General features: G+C 51.1%; 15 protein-coding genes. 13 read left to right on the plus strand and 2 right to left on the minus strand.

Features of this window, described 5'->3' with window-relative positions; genetic code table 11:
• The first annotated feature begins 87 nt into the window (after positions 1 to 87).
• From PHQ97_12275 to PHQ97_12335, 13 genes are all read left to right on the plus strand, one after another.
• Entirely contained in the window at positions 88 to 1,755 is a 1,668-nt protein-coding gene (locus PHQ97_12275) for a type I secretion system permease/ATPase (protein MDD4393509.1), read from the plus strand.
• A 246-nt stretch (positions 1,756 to 2,001) separates the two neighbouring features.
• Positions 2,002 to 3,264, plus strand: a complete 1,263-nt coding sequence (locus PHQ97_12280; protein MDD4393510.1) for an HlyD family type I secretion periplasmic adaptor subunit — start codon at positions 2,002 to 2,004, stop codon at positions 3,262 to 3,264.
• Between the two features lie 65 nt (positions 3,265 to 3,329).
• A complete protein-coding gene (locus tag PHQ97_12285) occupies positions 3,330 to 4,607 on the plus strand; it encodes a TolC family protein (protein MDD4393511.1) in 1,278 nt (425 codons plus the stop codon).
• A gap of 49 nt (positions 4,608 to 4,656) precedes the next feature.
• On the plus strand, positions 4,657 to 5,595 hold the full coding sequence (locus PHQ97_12290) for an ABC transporter substrate binding protein (GenBank protein MDD4393512.1): 939 nt from the start codon (positions 4,657 to 4,659) through the stop codon (positions 5,593 to 5,595).
• Positions 5,592 to 7,010 (plus strand): ATP-binding protein, encoded by a 1,419-nt coding sequence (locus PHQ97_12295; GenBank protein MDD4393513.1) that lies wholly within the window; start codon positions 5,592 to 5,594, stop codon positions 7,008 to 7,010. Before PHQ97_12290 ends, PHQ97_12295 begins: the two co-directional genes overlap by 4 nt.
• An 8-nt stretch (positions 7,011 to 7,018) precedes the next feature.
• A complete protein-coding gene (locus PHQ97_12300; GenBank protein MDD4393514.1) occupies positions 7,019 to 8,401 on the plus strand; it encodes a sigma-54 dependent transcriptional regulator in 1,383 nt (460 codons plus the stop codon).
• 97 nt (positions 8,402 to 8,498) lie between these two features.
• On the plus strand, positions 8,499 to 10,523 hold the full coding sequence (locus PHQ97_12305; protein MDD4393515.1) for a TonB-dependent receptor plug domain-containing protein: 2,025 nt from the start codon (positions 8,499 to 8,501) through the stop codon (positions 10,521 to 10,523).
• 189 nt (positions 10,524 to 10,712) lie between these two features.
• Entirely contained in the window at positions 10,713 to 12,032 is a 1,320-nt protein-coding gene (locus PHQ97_12310) for a hypothetical protein (protein ID MDD4393516.1), read from the plus strand.
• A 149-nt stretch (positions 12,033 to 12,181) separates the two neighbouring features.
• Positions 12,182 to 14,950: a calcium-binding protein gene (locus tag PHQ97_12315; GenBank protein MDD4393517.1), complete on the plus strand. Its 2,769-nt coding sequence runs from the start codon at positions 12,182 to 12,184 to the stop codon at positions 14,948 to 14,950.
• A gap of 319 nt (positions 14,951 to 15,269) precedes the next feature.
• Positions 15,270 to 15,926: a hypothetical protein gene (locus PHQ97_12320; protein ID MDD4393518.1), complete on the plus strand. Its 657-nt coding sequence runs from the start codon at positions 15,270 to 15,272 to the stop codon at positions 15,924 to 15,926.
• 84 nt (positions 15,927 to 16,010) lie between these two features.
• Positions 16,011 to 16,586 (plus strand): hypothetical protein, encoded by a 576-nt coding sequence (locus tag PHQ97_12325; GenBank protein ID MDD4393519.1) that lies wholly within the window; start codon positions 16,011 to 16,013, stop codon positions 16,584 to 16,586.
• Positions 16,587 to 16,747: 161 nt separating this feature from the next.
• Complete coding sequence (locus PHQ97_12330; GenBank protein ID MDD4393520.1) at positions 16,748 to 17,026, plus strand: BrnT family toxin; 279 nt, start codon at positions 16,748 to 16,750, stop codon at positions 17,024 to 17,026.
• Complete coding sequence (locus tag PHQ97_12335) at positions 17,010 to 17,234, plus strand: hypothetical protein (GenBank protein MDD4393521.1); 225 nt, start codon at positions 17,010 to 17,012, stop codon at positions 17,232 to 17,234. Before PHQ97_12330 ends, PHQ97_12335 begins: the two co-directional genes overlap by 17 nt.
• Positions 17,235 to 17,281: 47 nt before the next feature.
• On the opposite strand, the gene PHQ97_12340 is transcribed toward PHQ97_12335, so the two are convergent.
• Both PHQ97_12340 and PHQ97_12345 read right to left on the minus strand, forming a co-directional pair.
• Positions 17,282 to 17,440 (minus strand): hypothetical protein, encoded by a 159-nt coding sequence (locus PHQ97_12340; protein MDD4393522.1) that lies wholly within the window; start codon positions 17,438 to 17,440, stop codon positions 17,282 to 17,284.
• Between the two features lie 606 nt (positions 17,441 to 18,046).
• Positions 18,047 to 19,035 (minus strand): transposase (locus PHQ97_12345; GenBank protein MDD4393523.1); only part of this gene is annotated, 989 nt, incomplete at its 5' end.

The raw sequence follows: 19,035 nt of genomic DNA on the forward strand, positions 1-19,035 counted from the left end.
AACGGGTGTCCGGGAATATTTTTCTTGACCCCGGACAGAATATCTGAAAATTTGTTATGTTACAAAAAAACGACGGGAACTGACTGAATGAAAAAGTATCTTAAGCAGTGGCGGGGCTACCTGGTATATGGTGGTTTTTTCAGCCTTTTTATCAACATCCTGCAACTGACCTTTCCAATCTATATGCTGCAGATCTACGACCGCGTTCTGTCCAGCTACAGCATGCCGACCCTGTATGCCATCACCGTCGCTGCGGTGTTGTCGCTGATCGTCATGTCGTTGCTGGAGTTTGTCCGTTCGCGTCTGCTGGTCCGGTGCGGTGTGGCTATCGATATCGCCCTGAGCCGTGATGTCCTGGACAACATTTTAAAGCAGGCGGCCCTGGCCGGGATGCAGCCCAATCAGGCCACATTGCGCGATGTGAACACCCTGCGTAATTTTTTTGCCGGCAATGCCATCTTTACCCTGTTCGATATCCCGTGGACGCCGCTGTTTCTGGCGGTTATTTATATATTGCATCCGCTGCTGGGGCTTGTGGCCACGGGGGGTGCAGTGCTGCTCATTATTTTTGCCTTAATTAACGAAAAAGTGACGCGAAAGCCCCTCGATGCCGCGAATGTCGTGAGCGGGTTTTCCTCGAGATTTGTCGAAACCGCCCGCCGGAATGCTGGCCCCGTCCGCAGCATGGGAATGCTGGGGGGCGTCACGGCCCGCTGGCAGGGCTTTAACGATACCGTCATAAAACTCCAGACCCATGCCAGCCGAAAGGCCGGTCTGGTTCAGTCCCTGTCCGGCTGGCTGCGTCAGTCCATGCAGGTGTTTATCTACGGTGTCGGCGCCTGGCTGACTCTCAAAGGGGAAGCGACCGCCGGCTGTATGATTGCCGCTTCCATCATTATGGGCAAAGCACTGGCGCCGGTACAAAGCGGTATCGGATCCTGGAAGATGATGGTCGAAGCCCGCGGGGCATGGAAACGGCTGGAGGCGCTGTTTGAAAGGCCCGGCACTGCGGCAGGCATGGATCTGCCCGATCCTCACGGTCAGTTGACGGCCGAACATGTCACATTTGTCCTGCAGGGGACATACATCCTGCGTGATATTAATTTTGCCCTGCAGCCCGGTGAATCTCTGGGTCTGATCGGGCCTTCGGGCGCGGGAAAATCCACACTCTGCCGTCTTCTTCTGGGAATCTGGCCCTCCAGCGGCGGCAAGGTCCGCCTGGATGGCGCGGATATCTACACATGGGATCAGGAAAAACTCGGGCCGCATATCGGTTATCTGCCTCAGGATGTGGAGCTGTTCACCGGCACCGTCGCCGACAATATCGCCCGCCTGGGTGAGGTGGATTCCGAAAAGGTGATTGCCGCCGCCCGTCAGGCCGGCGTTCACGAGTTGGTTCTCAATTTTCCCCAGGGATATGATACCCGTATCGGCGAAGGGGGCGTTGTCCTGTCCGGGGGGCAGCGCCAACGAATCGGCCTGGCCCGGGCGCTGTATGGCGGCCCCAGGCTGGTGGTGCTGGATGAGCCGAATTCCAATCTGGATGACGAGGGAGAGAAGGCGTTATTGAACTCCTGGGCTCAATTGAAAGCACAGGGGTCCACTTTAGTGGTAGTTTCTCATAAACCCGCCCTGCTGTCTGGTGTCGATAAAATTCTCATGCTCAGGGCCGGGCAACTGGCTATGTTCGGACCCCGCGATGCCGTGTTCCAGAAGCTGATAGAAGTGCAGAGTCAGCAACGGGCTGCCTCGTAAAAAAAGGCTGAAAGCTGAAGCCGGAAGCATAAAACCCCGGCAGTTTAAGTAATAGCCATTCCGGCAGCTGATCCATAACCAAATAATTATTAAACGGGATATATGAAACAGAACCGATTCCAATTCAATCCGTTCCGCCGCTTGCTGGGGCGCAACCGTATCACCAGAGAAGACTATGAGTAGATTCAGGATGAAACCATCCCGCCGCACAACCTGAACATTGGTTTTGCCGACAGCCGCCGCATTATTGCCGCCGGTCTTATTATTGTCGGCGTGTTTTTCGGTATCGGCGGGCTGTGGATGACGCTGGCCCAGATTACCGGCGCCGTTATCGCATCCGGGGAGGTGAGGGTGGATACCGAGCGTAAAACCGTACAGCATCTTGAAGGCGGTATCGTCCGGCAGATTCTGGTTCGTAACGGAGACAAGGTTGAAGTCGGGCAGCCGCTGATATTGCTCGAAAATGCCCGTGTCATGGCCGCCATCGACCAACTGAATCTGCAGCTGACGGCAACGCTGATCGAAAATGCCCGACTTGATGCGGAAAAGGAACTGGCCGCAGCCCCGCAATGGCCGGAGCGATCGATCGTTGTGGCTCAAGTCAAATTTGACGAATTGGTCAAATCGGCCAACAAGGTGTTTACATCGGGTCGCAGAGCGCTAAAAAATCAGACGGCCCTTCTCGAAAAGCAGATCGATCAGCTGCGTGAGCAGGAAATCAGCCTCGATGGCCGTCTTGTCGCCGAGCAGCAGATTATCGACGCCCTGCAGGAGGAACTCGATGCCAAGCTGGTCCTGTACAAGGATCATTATATCGATAAAACCCGCATTCTGGAATTGCGCCGGGCGCTGGCCGAGCATCGCGGTATCAAGGCCCAGATACACGGATCACGGGCAGAACTCAAGGAGCGGATCGCCGAGTTTGAGCTGCGCATCAACGCGCTTGACAATGATTACCGCCAGCAGGCGGTGACCCGTCAGTCTGAAGTGGCCCAGCGCATCTACGATCTGCAGCAGCAGCTGCTTCCTCTGGACGATGCCCGTCAGCGGCTGACCGTTACGGCGCCTGTCAGCGGTGAAGTGGTCGCCCTTCAGGTCCACTCCGCCGGGGGGGTGGTCAGTCCGGGACAACCCCTGCTCGATATCGTTCCCAAAGACAGCCCGCTGATCATCGAGTGCCGGATCATGGTCAAGGATATCACCCATGTCTTTAAAGGACAGCCGGCCGACGTTCAACTGCTGGCATTCAGTCAGCGCACCACGCCCAAGGTGGTCGGAACCGTGGTCTACATCTCCGCGGACAGAATCATGCAGCGCACCCCCTACGGTGAGCAACCCACGTATGTGGCGCATATCCAGCTGGATAAAGAAGAACTGGCAGCCAACGACCTTTACCTGACCGCCGGCATGCCCGCGGCGGTGTATATACGTACCAAACCGCGTACGGTGCTGGATTACGCACTGGAACCGTTAAAAGAAAATTTTGACCGGGCGCTTCGGGAAAATTAACATCCCGAATTCTTTGGCAATCAATCCAATCTGTGAAAATCGGTGTTAAGGTGAAACGAAATGTTATGAGATTATTTCTGACAATTATTCTGCTCTTTTTTTGTGCCCCGGCGTTCGCGTCCCCGTTAACCCTGCAGGAATGCATCGATCGGGGGCTTTCGGATAATCCGGAAATAAAAGCCTACCGCCTCGCAGTCGATGAAGCGGGTGAGGGGATTAAAGAAGCCTGGGGCGCTTTTCTTCCCACATTCAGCATGAGCTACGGCTTCAATCAGCTCAGCAACGGCAGCAGCGATGAGCGCGATTCCGATTATCTGGATCAGGACAGCAACAGCTACAGCTACCGGCTGTCCCAGCCGGTTTTTGCCGGTCTTTCCGGCGTGGCCGGGTTAAAAAGAGCGCGCCAGTCCAGGCAATATCGACAATCCGAATTAAAATTCATGCAGAAGCAGCTGGTGCGGGAGATCCAGACCAGCTTTTACGATATTCTGCAGGCCACGGCTCAGGTCGAAAAATGGGACGGATCTATCCGGCGCCTGGAAACTCAGCGGGATATCGCCGCCGCCTGGTGCCGGCAGGAACTGGCGCCGCGCCTGCGCCTGCTCGAGGTCGAGGTTGAACTCTCCAACGCCCGGCAGCAGTTTATCAGCGCCGAATCCCGTCTGGCCATTGCCCGGGCCCGTCTGAAAGAATGGCTCGCTCTGGACAGCGACGAACCCTTCGATATCACCGGCAGCCTGCAACAGCAGATCACCGAGCCCTGCATGCCGATCGATGCCTGTGTGCAATCAGCCCTTGACCAGCGTCCTGAACTGAATATGGCGCTGCTGAACATCGAGATGGCCCGTCAGGATTTACGCACCATCGCCGCCCGGAATCTGCCCCGTGTGGAGCTTGATGCCGCCTGGACCGATTACCAGCGCGATTATGATGATGCCCGCTATAGCGATGATGAGCGCGACTACTACAGCGTTTCGTTTAATGTCAGCATCAGGCCCTTTCAGGGCGGACGGACCCTGTTTGCCTGGCGGCGTCAGCGCCTGGCGGTTCAGCGCCTGGAGAATCAGCAGATCAATCAGCGCCACGCCATCGGCACCGAGGTAAAGACCCGCTATCAACAGCTGAAGGAGTCTCAGGCCCGCCTGACCAACGCCGACGACAGTCTTATAGAGGCCCGCGAAGCCTATCAGCTGGCCAGCCGTTCGGCGGAACTGGGCGTGAGTTCACTCAATGACCTGCTCGATGCCGAACTGCGCCTCTCCCGCGCCGAGATCAACATGATCGACACCCTTCATGCCCTTCAGCTATCGAAGGTGCTGCTTGACTATTCCATCGGGAATTGAAGAAGGCCTCGATTCCGTTATAAACATTTGCTTCTGATGCGCCGCTGATATGAATCGACACTATTTCAAATACTGGGTTTGTTACGGGCTTATTCTGTTCTGCCCCCTGGTGATTGTTGCCGATGACGCTTTTTGCGCTGAGCACCGGCTCGCCGTGGTGGTGTCCAAAAGAATCCGGCCGTATGTTGAAGTCCTTGAAGGCATGGTCAAAGGGATTGAGCAGAATGGAACAGCCATCGCAGCGGTTTATTTCTTGTCGGATTCCGGGAGTAATTCGGAAGATATAAAAAATGAACTGCTTGAAAAAGGCTATTCCCTGTGTGTGGCCATCGGGCCTGAGGCAGGCGCGCTTGTCTGGGCAATGGACCGGTACGCGGGCGAAAAGATATACACGGCTGTTCTGAATCCGGAAGAGTTTATGAACGATAACTCTGTCGGGTGCGGCGTTTCACTCAGAATACCGGTGCCTGTTCAGATCAATGAAATTGTCCGGACTTTTCCCGAACTTGAACATATCGGGCTTCTTTTTGACAGCAGGTATAACGCAGATTTTTATGAAAAGGCGGTTGAAGCCGCCACTCACCAGGGTAAGCAAATTGTTCCCATGAGGGTTGATTCAAAGCAAATGATTCCCGGGGTGCTGCAGAAAAACTGGGACCGGATTGACTGTATCTGGCTGATTCCGGATGAGACCGTGATTTCCGAAAAAATTGTTCAGTACATTATAAAGCAGGGCTTGTACCACAATAAAGGGGTGAGCGGGTACAATCGTTTTTTTATCAACTCCGGGGCTTTTTTTTCCTTTGAATTTGATTACAGAACCATTGGAATCCAGACGGCTGAAATGGTCACCGCCTATTTAGAGACAGGTTCCTGCATCGATGCGCCGCCCGTATTCCGTAAAGAGATTAATTTTAAGATAACAAAAAAACTGGGTATCCGGGTTCAAAGCCCGGAGGATTCGGAAATCAACCCGGAACCGTTATGAATATGAATCTTTTGAAAAATGCGGGGATTCATCAACGGCTGCTGATGGCTGCGGTGTTTCTCATCAGCGCCTCTACGTTTGCGCTGGGATATTTTGGTCTCGGGATGATCAACCGGTTTGTGACATTACGCTTTGAGCAGCGTATGGATTATATGGCTGCCAATCTTGCCATTAATGCGGAGCTTGGCATTCTCATAGACGAAAAGGATCTGCTTAAGGGCCTGGCATTAGGTCTCCTGAACGAAAAGGATATTGCAGCGGTTGAGATTGAAAACGGCGCAGGGGAAACACTTGTAAAGGAGGCGGTGAATTTCTCTCCTCCTTTTGAAACAGTGGAAAGACCGGTTGTCTTAAGCCAGATCAATGAGCTGAACCCGGGGGTCGGCTCATCTGCAAAAAAAGAGATGATCGGCCTTGTGAGGCTTAAATATACCCGGGAGGGAATTAATTCTCTACTGAAGGCCATGCAGCTCAGATTCGTTCTGACGGCGCTGGTACTGGCGGCAGTCTTCTGTGTAATCTTTTTTTTTATATCCCGCTCTCTTGTCTCTCCGGTCATATCCCTGGCCGCCGTTGCAAAAAAAGTTTCCGGCGGGGACAACTCTGTGCGGGCGGTCCCCGGCTCCATTCCTGAAACGGGAAAGCTTGCACGTGCCTTTAATGAAATGCTCGATTCCATTGAGGAAGGCCGCAACGCCCTGATCCGGGCGCATGAAAAAATGGCTAAGCAGGAGGCCCTGGCTGAACTCGGCAAGTTTTCCATGATGATTGCCCATGAAGTAAAAAATCCGTTGGCAATTATTAAAAGCTCCATGGAGATGCTTAAAAAAGATTTAATGATTCCGGATGATAACCTGTTTATGTCGTATGCCGAAGAGGAAGTGACCCGGCTCAATGATTTGATCGAGAGTTTTTTGATCTATGCCCGGCCGGATAAACCCCGATTGGCGTTAACGGATCTTAACCGACTGGTGGAACAGGTGGTCACCGGATTTGAGATTCAATATGCTTCAGATGAACAAAAAATTATTACCTCAATCCCTGCCGAACCTTGTTTTGCAGAGGCGGATTCCGACCGTCTTTCCCGGGCATTGAGCAATGTGGTCAGAAATGCCCTGGAAGCAGGCCCCAACACGGGAAAGGTTTTTATTTGCGTGCACATCAGTAAAACGCACTGGGAGGTTGCGGTCAGGGACCAGGGCCCCGGTATTGACAGCGAGAGCGCCGGCAGAATTTTTGAGCCGTTTTATACCCGAAAGGCAAAAGGTACGGGTCTGGGACTTGCCTTTGCGGATCAGGTGGTAAAAGCCCATGAAGGAAGCATTTGCGTAAAGAACTCGGAGGCCGGCGGTGCAAGTTTTCGTATAATGATACCATTATACAGTCCGGTGGATCAGCTCAAAGTTGAAGGTTGATAAGATAAATGGCGCACTTACTCATAGTTGATGATGAAGAAAAAATGAGAAACCTTCTCTCCATGATGCTTGAGAGAAAGGGATTTTCGACGGATAAGGCAGGAGATGGAAACCAGGCGCTGGAAAAGCTGTATGCCAATACCTATGACATGGTAATTTCAGACATAAAAATGCCTGAAATGGATGGACGAGAGCTGATTGCCCGGATGAAAGAAGAGAATATCCTTACCCCCGTGATTTTTATCACCGCCTTTGCAACCATTGATTCAGCAGTGGAAATGATGCGGAACGGGGGTGCCGATTATATTACAAAACCCTTCAGTGAAGAGCAGATTCTTACCGCTGTAGAAAGAACGCTGAAGCTTTCACGCCTGATCTCTGAAAACCAGGAGATGAAAGAGGCGCTTAAAAAAGCGGATAACGATCATGATATTATCCTGCGATCCCGGAAAATGAAGGAGGCGCTCGACCTGGCAGAGACTGTGGCTTCGGTGAATACGCCGGTTCTCATCACCGGTGAATCCGGCACCGGCAAAGAGCTGATTGCCAGGTATATTCACAGAAAGAGCCATCGAAACGGGTGCAGGTTTGTTCCTGTCAACTGTGCCGCGATCTCGCCCAATCTGGTTGAATCGGAGCTTTTCGGCTATGAAAAGGGCGCCTTTACCGGTGCTTCCGAAAGGAGAAAGGGCAAGTTCGAGTTTGCCACCGGAGGCACCCTGTTTCTGGATGAGATTGGAGATTTTCCTCTGGAATCCCAGGGCAAGCTGCTGAGAGCGCTTCAGGAAAGGCAGTTTCACCGGGTGGGTGGAAACCGGGAAATTCCGGTTGATGTCCGGGTCTTATGCGCTACCAACCGGAACCTCGAGACCATGGTGAACCAGGGCAAATTCCGTCAGGATCTTTTTTTCAGGATCAACGTGTTTCCGATTGAACTTTCCCCGTTGCGCCAGAGAAAAGAGGATATTGTGCCTCTGACAATACATTTCCTGAAAAAGTTCGCCCATGAACGAGATTATGAAATTACGCAGGACGCAGTTCAAAAGCTCATGGAATATCCCTGGCCCGGCAATGTCCGTGAGCTGGCCAACGTCATTGAGCGGGGGGTGATCCTGACCCGGAAGACCGGCAGGATGACATCGGATACGTTCTCGTTTTTAAAGGTGGCGCAACCGGCCAGTCAGACCTTCAGAATTGTAAAGCTTCCGCCTCAGGGCGTCAGTTTGCAGCAGGTGCAGGAGAGCCTTGTCAAACAGGCGCTGGAGGTGGCCGGAAACAACCAGACATCGGCGGCAAAACTGCTGGGAATGAGCCGGGCGAAGTTCAGGGTGTTTTTGAAAAATCTTGAGGAAAAATCTGATGACGGACCTGATGAAAGACCTGCTGAATGACCGGACCAAAGGTCAGATGAATGAGATTCAAGGAACAATACCGCAAAGGTTCAAGGTTGATGGGTGAACCGAAACCCGGAATGGTTATGATATAACGATGAAGATATTTTGCAGACATATGTGTGGCGCTGTTTTGTTTCTGCTGATATTTGCCGTATCAGTTATCCAGGCTTCTGATACCATGTTGATGTTTGTGGGGGAGGACCTTGAAGTGATTTCCATTGCTTCCAGGAAGGAAGAAGCTGCAAGCAAAGCGCCTGCCATTGTGCGCGTGATGACCCGGGAAACTATGGATCAGACACAGGTCACGACCATTGCCGAGGCGCTTGCCGAATCGGCGGGCTTTTCTGTCGAACAGACGGAAAAGGGCAGCGTGCCGTATCTTCGCGGAATTCAGGATTCGGCGCTGTTTCTGTACGATACGGTTCCCATGGGCTCCGGCGCCTATAAATCATTTCACCTGATTGACCATGAAACCTCCCTTGCGCCGGTTAAAAGAATCGAGATTGTCCGGGGGGCCGGTTCCGTTCTCTGGGGGCCGGATGCCTTTGCCGGGGTTGTCAATGCCGTGCCCCTGACCGGAAAGGATCTGCAGGGATTTGAGACCGGCGCCAGGGTTTCATCGGATGATGAAGCACGGGATGCTTACCTGAATTATGGCTGTGATCAGGGTCCATGGGATTTGTTTTTCTCCTTATCCGGAAGAGTTTCCCGGGAGGATGACACCGCATATAATGTCGTCAGCTTCTGGGATGAAGGCGGCGGGCCTGCTGCGCCCGAAGACAGATTCGGGCAGGAAATGCCGGCAGATTCCCGGTATGTTGAGCTTTATTCCAGCGTTTCATTCAAGCAATGGCTGACCCTGTCTGCACGGCTTTCGGATAATACAAAACATTTTTCCGTTTCGGACGGGGCAGATGAATTTGTGTGGGAAGAGCGCCTGTCCGCCCCCACGGAAACGTTTAAACTGGAACTTTCAAAAGACGTGGACCTGGCTTCAAAGATACGCCTGACCGGCTATTACACCCAAACCCGGCTGCACCATGAGATCATTGACCGTGAATTTGACCCGGCGGAAAATTCCGTTTATGCCGAATTGATCTATGACCGGTCCATGTTTACCTCAAACGGGCTTTTAACCGCCGGCATTTCACAGAGAAAAACAAAATTTTCCGATATCCCGGTATGGAAGGGATTTTTCCCCGACTACCTGGATGAAGATAATCTTTACTTTACGCCGGAAGTTGAGACCGTGGATTATGAAAATGACCTTTCTTCCGTATTTGGCCAGTACCGGCATAAATTTAAAAATGTTGAACTGTGGGCCGGCGTGAGAAACGACCGGCACGACCGCTTTGAAGATAAAATAAGTTACAATTTTGGCGGGCTCTGGGATCTTTATTCCGACTGGGTGGTCAAGTCCGCATATGGAACGGCCTACCGGACGCCGTTTGCCGCGCAGGTGGCCGAACAGGAAGATATCCTGCTTGAAAAGATAGACAGCCTTAATTTCCAGGTCGCGTGGAAACCGGATAAAAAGCGCAATATCGGGCTGACCCTTTTTCAAAACCGGATTGAAAATCATGTGATCGAAGACCGCTACGCCGGCGCCGGCCTTTCCATTGCAAACCGCCAGACCATTTACGGTGCCGAACTGGAATGCGATTTTAAGCTGTTGGATGGTTTGTCCCTTTCCGGCAACCTGACGGTGCTGGACAATACCGGCCCTGATGAAACCTATTTATACAATGACTACTCCTATGTGGATTCGGACGGATCCCGCTTTGATCATTATCAGCAGCTTGATTACGGGTATAATACGGGCTCCGATGTTCTGTTCAACGCCCGGGCCGAATGGGATGTGACCGGAAATATCCGGCTCATCCCCGAGGTTCACTATTTTTCCGAAAGGGCCTTTTACAACCCGGTGGAAGATGTCCACACAAAATGTTCCGGGGCCTGGACCATGGATCTGAACGCCCGGATCAGAAACCTCTTTCCGTTTGAGGTGGATGTGTTTGTAAAAAATCTTGCCGATACCCGGTATGAAACACCGGGGCTGTACTCCGTGATCAGCGGCAACGCGTTCAATGCGGGTGTGGCAATAAAAATGAAATGGTAGCTGTCGGCTCAATCGGACAAAAACTGGTCGGAAATAACCAGCGCGTTTGACTTTCGTTTTGACTCCGGGTGACCCGAAAGCCTTTAAACCCAACCTTCCCGGTTTAAATTACTCAATCCTGCCCGTCTGGCACACCTTTTGCTTCTTTAAGTCTTTTAAACATTAACCCTTAACCCTGACGTGATTCATATGCCAAAGCCCCTTAAAATATTTTTAACCCTGCTGTGCCTGACCGCATTGATCTGCAGCCCGGTATTGGCCGATACCTCGGAGGATGAGGCCTGGCTTCTCGAGCGGATCAACTATATCAGAACCGCTCCTTTTTCCTGCGCGCAGGATCTGGGGTATGACAGCGAGTTTTTGAAACAAAGATCGATTTTCGCGGAAACCGCTTTTACGCCATGGCAGGCGGATGAATATCTCAACGCCCTGGCGGTTGCGGAAAACAATTCGGCGCAGGAGCTCCCTGTTCCGGAACCGGCCCATGACTTTGCCCGCACGGCGCAAACCGGCGGGGTGCTCTCTTTTTTCAATTACATGCCGGTCAGGGCGGCATGCACGATCATTATTGACAACCTTTTGAAAAAAGAGATCGAAGAAAACAACCCGGCCCACCTTCTTTCTCAAGATTATGCCTTCGCCGGTATCTCCATCCGGGGCGGGGTGACTGAAAACGGGCAGAACGGATGGTTTGTAACAATCTGCCTGGGCTCATCGATCCTGACCTCCGAGGTTCAGGTGCTGAACATGATCAACCAGGTCCGGGCAGAACCCCGGGCCGCAGGGCATTATATTGAAACGGACCTTTTACCGCTCATGGAAGAAAACTGGGGGCTGCTGGATGTGTTCGCCAATGATTACCCGCCGATTTTCTTTAATTCCGATCTCAACGCTTCGGCCCGGGCCGGCGCGTTTTTCATGCTCCACGGCGATTACCCCCAACCGCTGGCTTTTACGATGACACCCGTGGAGCGGATGGCATATTACGGATATGAGTGGCCCAATACAGCTGAATCCATGCAGATCACGGTCCTTCCCAAAGGCGATGCCGTTTTTGCCGTCAACCGGTTTGTCTCATCGCTGATCCTTGACGAACTGGCCGGCTATCCGGAAGGTGCCATAGTCTTTGGCGGTGAGTATCAGGCGGCAGGGGTCGGTATCTCCTTTGTTTCGGGGACGGATTTTGATACCGGCGTTGCCTGCCTGGATGCAGGGACAGATCCGCCGGCGGATACCGGCGTTTCAAGAATCTACGGGATATTTTTTAAGGATCTGGATGGAAATGCCGTTTATTCCCCGGAAGAGGGGATGGCCAATCAACGGGTTCAGGTTTATGACGAGGCCCTGAACCTTGTAAAAAGTACGGCTACCGATAATGCCGGTCATTTTTCGGTAACCCTGGAAACCAATCGAAATTATATTTTCAGGGCCGAAGCAGAAACCGTTTCCGCGGCCGGGGAAGTCTTTGTCTGCGCGGACCAGTTTGTCAAGTTGATCTGCGCGCCATGAGGCACCATGAAATTGATGCGGGCCGGCGTTTTGCTGCCGGTTGAAAATATTTTGTTTGTAATTTTGTTTGTCATTTTATAAAGTTATACACATTAGGTCGCGGCACAGGGCCGCAAAGCTTTTAACATGAATAATCAGGAGGAATTTAGATGGCATTACAAGGATTTGATAAGGCGTATTACCTTGGTGAGAAACTGACGGCGCTGCAGGCGACCGAGTCCGAATGGGTCGGCAAGGACGCTGCTTTTCTTGAGACGGTTCTGCAGAACGTCTACGGGCTTACCGCTGAAGAGCATTACAGCCAGTACGGGTATGCCGAAAACCTGGCTCCCAATGCCTATTTTAATGCGGCCGAGTACAAACTGGCCAAAGCAACCGCCATGTTCGATGCGGGAAATTACATGACCGTTGAAGCTGCTCAGGCCGCTTTCGAAGCTGCCTGGACCGGAGATGCGTATCAGCATTACCTGCAGTACGGTTCCGCCGAAGGGGTCAACCCTTCCAATGCGTTTGATGAATCCAGCTACCTTGCATCCAAGCTGGCGGCCCTTCAGGCCGATACGGCGACCGCGACCGAATGGGCCGCCAAGACCGCTGCCGACGTTCAGGCTGCGTTTGCAGCTGCCGGTTTGACCGCTCTGGGTCATTATATCGCATACGGCGAAGATGAAGCCATCGCGGTAACGGCAGTTCCGGCAAGTGAGCAGGTAGCCTCGAGTGATACGACGACCGCGGTTGAGGGTGAGACCTTTACGCTCACTGCTGATCTTGATACCGCCCCTGCCTTCACCGGTACGTCCGGTAACGACACTTACGTTGCTACCGACACGACCTTCACCACCGGTGACAACCTGAACGGCGGCGCGGGTACTGACACCCTGAACGCTATTTTCGGCAATGACGGTGTTACCCCGGTTGTCGACCTGACCGACATCGAAAACGTTTCCCTGCGCAATGCTGACGCAACGCCTGCCGGGCTTGTGCTTGATGCATCTGGCTGGACTGGTGTGACCACCATTACTGCCTTGCGTCCGGTTGGTAATGTCACGGTGAACAACGTTGCGGCTTTGACTGCTCTTGCTGTGAATCAAGGCTCTGGCACTGGCATCGACTTTACCGTTGATTTCGCCAACGGCGTGGTGTCCGGTGCTGCTGACGCCGTGACCCTTAACCTGTCCAGCGCCGATGCTGGTACGGTTGAAGCTGGCGATGGTGTGACTGACGGTTTCGAAGCCATCAATGTTGTGGCTACTGGGGAGAACACTCTGGACGACATCACGTCGACTGATCTGACGGATGTTGTCATCTCCGGTACCGGCAGCCTGGAAATTACCGCCTCTAGCCTGGCTCTAGATATCCTGACCAGTACCGCTACCGGTGGTGTTGTGATTAATGCCCTGACTCTGAACGAAGACGGCGCTGTGACACTGGGTGACGCTGACGACGAACTGACGGCTGTCACTCTCAACGCGACCGCTACTGCGACAATCACTCTGGGTGGCGGCGATGACACCATCTCCGTGATCGGTCTGATTAATGGCGATGCAGCCAGCATTGATGGCGGTGCGGGTGATGACAGCATCACGGTTGACGACCTGATCGACAGCGTAACCATCGCTGGTGGTGATGGCACCGACACCCTGAATGTCGCAACTGCTGTGGCAGGCGCTCTGGATGCCGACGCAATCCTGTCCGGTATTGAGACTTTGGCAATCACCAACGCCTTGGCCAATAACTTCACCCTATCTGATTTTGGCGGCGCAACCCGCCTGAGCCTGGAAGTGGGTGCTGCTTCTGCCGGTACCGTGGACATCGAAAGTGGTAACACCATCGCTTACGATCAGGCAGCGCTGGTAACTGCAAACGTCACAAGTGGCGCGATCATTGCCGCTGTCGATGGTGCCTCGACTGCTGGCTCAAATGACGATGTGGTGAACATCGAAGTGAATGCTGATTTCGATGGCTTGGCTGCTGACGTGTTCACTGCTGACGTTTCGGTTGATTTCGTTGAAACGGTCAACATTATCGTTACAGATCCGGATACCGACACCTCCGGTGGTGGCGAGAACGTCGTGATCTCCATAGAAGACGGCGACCGTATCGATACCATCACAGTCAATGCTGATGTGGCGACCTCCATCGTTGAAGACACGACCAACTTCACCGCCCTGAACATCGTTAATGCAAGCGACTCGACTGCTGGCGTGACCATCGACGTGACCAACGCCACTCAAGGTGTTCAGATTACCGGCGGTTCGGGTGATGACTTCTTCACCGGCAACGCCTTCGCTGATGAAATCAACGGCGGCGCTGGTAACGACGTCATCGTCGGCGCTGGTGAGGCTGACTTGATCAATGTTGGCACGGGTCGTGACATCGTGACGATTACTTCTTACGATACTGCCGCTCTGAGCGAATCCACCACGACCGCATTCGATGCAGTCACTAACTTTGGTCTGTCTGCCGCTATCACGACGGCAACCGACCTGACGACGGATGATGGCCATTTCCAGTCGGCGACGGCTGGTGGCGACAATGTCAGCGTACTCCGCCTTGATCTGGAGGCTGATGGTATTGGCGCTGACCAAGCTATCGCTGCTGAAGTGGACGCCACCGGTGCTGGTGTGGCTGCGGGTGTGACCTACACGGTAGACGACGGTATCCTGACCCTGTCCGGTGCTGGCGTGGCTGCAGTCGATACGCTGGCTGAGTGGGTGGCGGAAGCCGCTGCTGTTGCTGCTACTGACGGCGAGATTCTGGCCTTTGAGTTCGACGGCGACACCTATGTGTATGCCCAGAACGGCACTGATGACGTTATGATTCAGCTGATTGGTGTCACCGGTGCTGGTTCGCTGGTTGAAGTTGGTGCTGCTACCACCGCTACTGCGAACGCCATCCTGTACGCTGACATCGCCTAATCTCCCTTCCCGGAGAAGACATCCATCGCGCCTCGGTGCGGGATGTAGGTGAAAGCCTCAAGACCCCTGACTCTCTTCGGAGTTGGGGGTCTTTTTTTTGTTAAGGGAAAAATGGGGACATTCTATAATCCTCCTGTCAAATTATTTTTAATAAAAAATTATTATATTTAATATCAAGGCGTTACAGATTTTACTCATCGAGAGGGGGAAAATAAAGAAAAACTGGGACAGGTAAATTATGATAGACATAAAAGGATACGCTTGTTAGGTCTAAAGGGAGATGATTTCAAAGAAACGATATAAAAGAGGGGAATAAGAAATGCCGAGAACATCACGAATGATCGTTTCCAACGAAACCGCCGTGTATCATGTCATGTCCCGGACAGCCCTGGACGGTTTTCCGATAGGGGATGTCGAAAAGGATTTTCTGCTGGGACTGATCAAACGGTTTTCAAAACTTTATTTTACCGAAATTATTGGGTTTTGTCTCTTAGACAACCATTTTCATATCCTAACAAAAATGATACCGGAAACCAAGTTTTCGGATGAGCAGATCCAGAAGCGGTATGAAGCATTTTATGGGGATGAGCGGGTGTTTGCCAGGGGGCTGCTACCGGCTTTCCGGGCAAAATACGGCAGCCTTTCGGAATTTGTTCGGGAGATCAAGGTTGGATTTGCACGGTATTACAATAAGCGTTATAACCGCAGGGGCTATTTCTGGGGAGACCGGTTTAAAAGCGTGATCGTGGATAAGGGGGAGACGCTGGTGAACTGTCTGGCGTATATCGATTTGAATCCTCTGCGGGCGGGCATGGTAAAACGACCGGAGCAATACCGGTGGTGCTCGCTGGGTTACCACATCCAGACTGATAATAAGGATGCTTTTCTGTCTACTGATTTTGGCATGAAAGGAGAACTAAGGGACAGGTTCTCTGTTCTTGACATGTTTTGTCGATTTAGCTATTCGTTTTTTTAAGCGAATCCACCCGTTTGATTTTCGCCTTATTCACCCCCAACGTATCCATTCCGTCCTTTATCCTCTTGTTTGGAGGTCCGCCCCATGCCTCGTATAGCCCGATTTATTCGCACTGATATCCCGTCCATCTACCACGTAATTTCCCGTACAGCCTTGCCCGGATTCCCTCTTGAAGTTCCGGAAAAGGACTATCTTCTGGATTCAATACGCAAACTGAGCAGCTTTTATTTTTTGGATGTGCTTGGGTTTTGCGTTATGTCCAATCATTATTTTCACCTGCTGACGAAGATGATACCGGAAACAAAGTATTCAGATGAGCAGATTCAGAAGCGGTATGAAGCGTTTTACGGAGATGATCGGGTGTTTGCCACGGGGCAGCTTCCGGCTTTTCGGGCAAAATATTCCAGCCTTTCGGAATTTATCCGGGAGGTCAAGGTGGGATTTGCGCGTTTTTATAATAAGCGGCATAACCGCAGGGGCTATTTCTGGGGAGACCGGTTTAAAAGCGTTATCGTGGATAAAGGGGAGACCCTGGTAAACTGCCTTGCATACATCGATCTTAATCCTTTGCGGGCGGGCATTGTTAAGCGTCCGGAACAATACCGGTGGTGTTCGCTTGGATACCATATTCAGACAGACAATAAGGATGATTTTCTGTAATTGGTGTCACCCATTAAATGGCTGATCAAGCAAGTGCAAAAGGGGGCAGGTTCATTTTTTTTGCTGTTGTTATCTCGAAAGGGTATGACTATAATAAAACAATATTGAAATTTCTACTTATACGCAAAAAGGTGACACTCAATTGGAATGGGAATCAATAAATGTTAATCTTTGAATGGGATTTTAAAAAGGCAAAAACTAATCTGGAAAAACATGGTGTGTCATTTGAAGAGGCGAGCACTGCTTTTAAAGATACTTTATCCTTAACCATAGATGACCCTTTACATTCAAGCGATGAAAAAAGACTGATTCTTATTGGAATGTCCTATGATAATTGTCTGTTGATTGTCGTTCATACTGAAAGAGGAGACAATATAAGGATTATCAGTGCCAGAAAAGCAACAAAAAAAGAAAGGAAATATTATGAAAACGATGTCTAATGATCCGGATATGCTTGAAGAATATGATTTCAGCAAGGGCGTAAGGGGTAAATACGCTAAGGAATATAAAAAAGGAACAAATGTTGTATTCATCGCTCCGGAAGTAGCTGAATTTTTTCCGGATGAGAACTCGGTAAATGACGCCTTGCGATCATTGATTCCTATAATTAAGAAAAGAGAAAAAAGAATTGCCGAACAAGGGCATTGAGATGGGCCGGAAGCAGGAGCTTGGATCAAACCTTGATTTGTGATTATCTATCCTTTTTTCAAAAAGGCATTCATTCCATCCCTGTATCTTATAAAATCCACCTTTCTGTGTAACTGTTCCTTTAATTCCTGCTTTATCCCGATAAGATAGAACAAATCCGTTTTTCCAAGCTCAACAACAACATCAATGTCACTTGCCGCGGTCATTGCTGCGTTATCGCCGATATGGTGAACAAAGGGACATTCTATATCCCTTATGTCAAGATTTTTTTATTTTCTTTATAAACAGATAGTTACATTTCATTTCAAATTTAGGACGTACCTCACCGACTGCAGATAGCAGAAGTATTTCGGCAGTTTCTCTTCTCGGCGAACACCGTTGCTGATCGTTACGTTTATCCGGTATCTCATGCAGGTGCATGACCACCCATCATTCCTTATCCAGCATCAAGGGTTCAGAAGAGAGGCCCATTATTGTCCCTCCCGAGGTCTTTTGCCTCAACGTCCTTAATCGGGCTCTCAAGCCGAAACTAATTAAATTGTATCGCTTTGCTCTTTCTGATTTTATGGGTTTTTTTAAGGCATGGGTGGGAAACCTTGAATAATATATGAGGAGCGGGAAGCCGCGACAGCAGCTTCCCCAGGTGCATTATTCAATGCTCCCCACATCCGGCTATCCCTTGGCAAGTTGCTCCCCAGCAGAGCTTGCCTCTGTTTCACCGGACATAAAAGTATGGACAAGGCGCGGATTGTCCCTCCCGAAATTATATAAATCTTAACGGTCTTGAAAGCGCTCTTGTCCAGAACACAGCTTCAACTGCTTAAATATGATGGATCAAATACGTCGTTTTTCTTCATTAATGTCCAGGCAATGATCAGCATTTTAGCGGCCAGTTTTACTCTCATTTTGGTCTTGATACCTCGCTCAGCCTCGCGACATTTAAGCATCCGATGATAAATTCGTTGAAAGTGCTCGTTATGGTAAGAGGCTATCAGGGCGGCCTGATAAAGACCATACCTCAAATCCCCGTCTCCCCGCTTTGAAATGACCGGCACAGCGCTGTTACTTGTTTTCCCGCTACGGTTGGCATTTAAATCCAACCCGGCCAAGCGGATGACCTGCTTCCGGTTACTAAAACGAAATGGATTGCCGATCACAGCCATAACCAGAGCGGAAATATAAGGGCCAAAACCAGGTATGCTTTGCAGCGGTTTTTCTTCCGGCATACAGCTGCTGATTTTTTTGATCTGCTCCATGGTGTTGCTGATTCGAAGTCTGACATTCACAAGTTTCTCCACAAGCATTTTTGCCTCAAACTGATCCGAGGCGGTAACCGGCATTCCCACAGAGTTTGCCGCGGCATCATAAATAGTCCTCAAGCGACGGGTTTGCCGTAACCCCCTGTCGGTTGTGGTGACATGGTTGACAAATGTATCAAATTCAGTGGCGGCTATTTTTTTGGGATCCAGATACCATTTTATGATCGCCAAATTCTCTTCCAGCCCACTGCCCCAGTGGCGATCCATCTCCGGAAAAAACTTGGCCAATAGACTGTTGCGTATACGCATTCGCATACTGTGTTCTTCTTTCTTAAGTCTTTTGCGAAATGAAAGCAGATTTCGAAGCGCCATGATTTCAGGTCCTGGGTCATCATAGAACTGGCACTTGCCCCGACTCACGAGGTCGGCAACGTTGGCGCTGTCCTTGGTGTCGTTTTTATCCCATCGGCCATTTAACAGATCCCGGTTGTTACTGACTGCTTTTCCTGATACCAGCACCACCATGTATCCTTTCTGGATCA

This window comes from Desulfobacterales bacterium, from assembly GCA_028704555.1.
In the GTDB taxonomy this organism is placed as follows: domain Bacteria; phylum Desulfobacterota; class Desulfobacteria; order Desulfobacterales; family JAQWFD01; genus JAQWFD01.

What these genes read in the sequence shown, in the direction of transcription:
- PHQ97_12310 (MDD4393516.1), top strand. Translation starts at nt 10,713, where the DNA reads ATGCCAAAGCCCCTTAAAATATTTTTAACCCTGCTGTGCCTGACCGCA.
- PHQ97_12330 (MDD4393520.1), top strand. Translation starts at nt 16,748, where the DNA reads ATGTTAATCTTTGAATGGGATTTTAAAAAGGCAAAAACTAATCTGGAA.
- PHQ97_12290 (MDD4393512.1), top strand. Translation starts at nt 4,657, where the DNA reads ATGAATCGACACTATTTCAAATACTGGGTTTGTTACGGGCTTATTCTG.
- PHQ97_12275 (MDD4393509.1), top strand. Translation starts at nt 88, where the DNA reads ATGAAAAAGTATCTTAAGCAGTGGCGGGGCTACCTGGTATATGGTGGT.
- PHQ97_12300 (MDD4393514.1), top strand. Translation starts at nt 7,019, where the DNA reads ATGGCGCACTTACTCATAGTTGATGATGAAGAAAAAATGAGAAACCTT.
- PHQ97_12285 (MDD4393511.1), top strand. Translation starts at nt 3,330, where the DNA reads ATGAGATTATTTCTGACAATTATTCTGCTCTTTTTTTGTGCCCCGGCG.
- PHQ97_12320 (MDD4393518.1), top strand. Translation starts at nt 15,270, where the DNA reads ATGCCGAGAACATCACGAATGATCGTTTCCAACGAAACCGCCGTGTAT.
- PHQ97_12295 (MDD4393513.1), top strand. Translation starts at nt 5,592, where the DNA reads ATGAATATGAATCTTTTGAAAAATGCGGGGATTCATCAACGGCTGCTG.
- PHQ97_12305 (MDD4393515.1), top strand. Translation starts at nt 8,499, where the DNA reads ATGAAGATATTTTGCAGACATATGTGTGGCGCTGTTTTGTTTCTGCTG.
- PHQ97_12325 (MDD4393519.1), top strand. Translation starts at nt 16,011, where the DNA reads ATGCCTCGTATAGCCCGATTTATTCGCACTGATATCCCGTCCATCTAC.
- PHQ97_12340 (MDD4393522.1), bottom strand. Translation starts at nt 17,440, where the DNA reads ATGACCGCGGCAAGTGACATTGATGTTGTTGTTGAGCTTGGAAAAACG.
- PHQ97_12335 (MDD4393521.1), top strand. Translation starts at nt 17,010, where the DNA reads ATGAAAACGATGTCTAATGATCCGGATATGCTTGAAGAATATGATTTC.
- PHQ97_12315 (MDD4393517.1), top strand. Translation starts at nt 12,182, where the DNA reads ATGGCATTACAAGGATTTGATAAGGCGTATTACCTTGGTGAGAAACTG.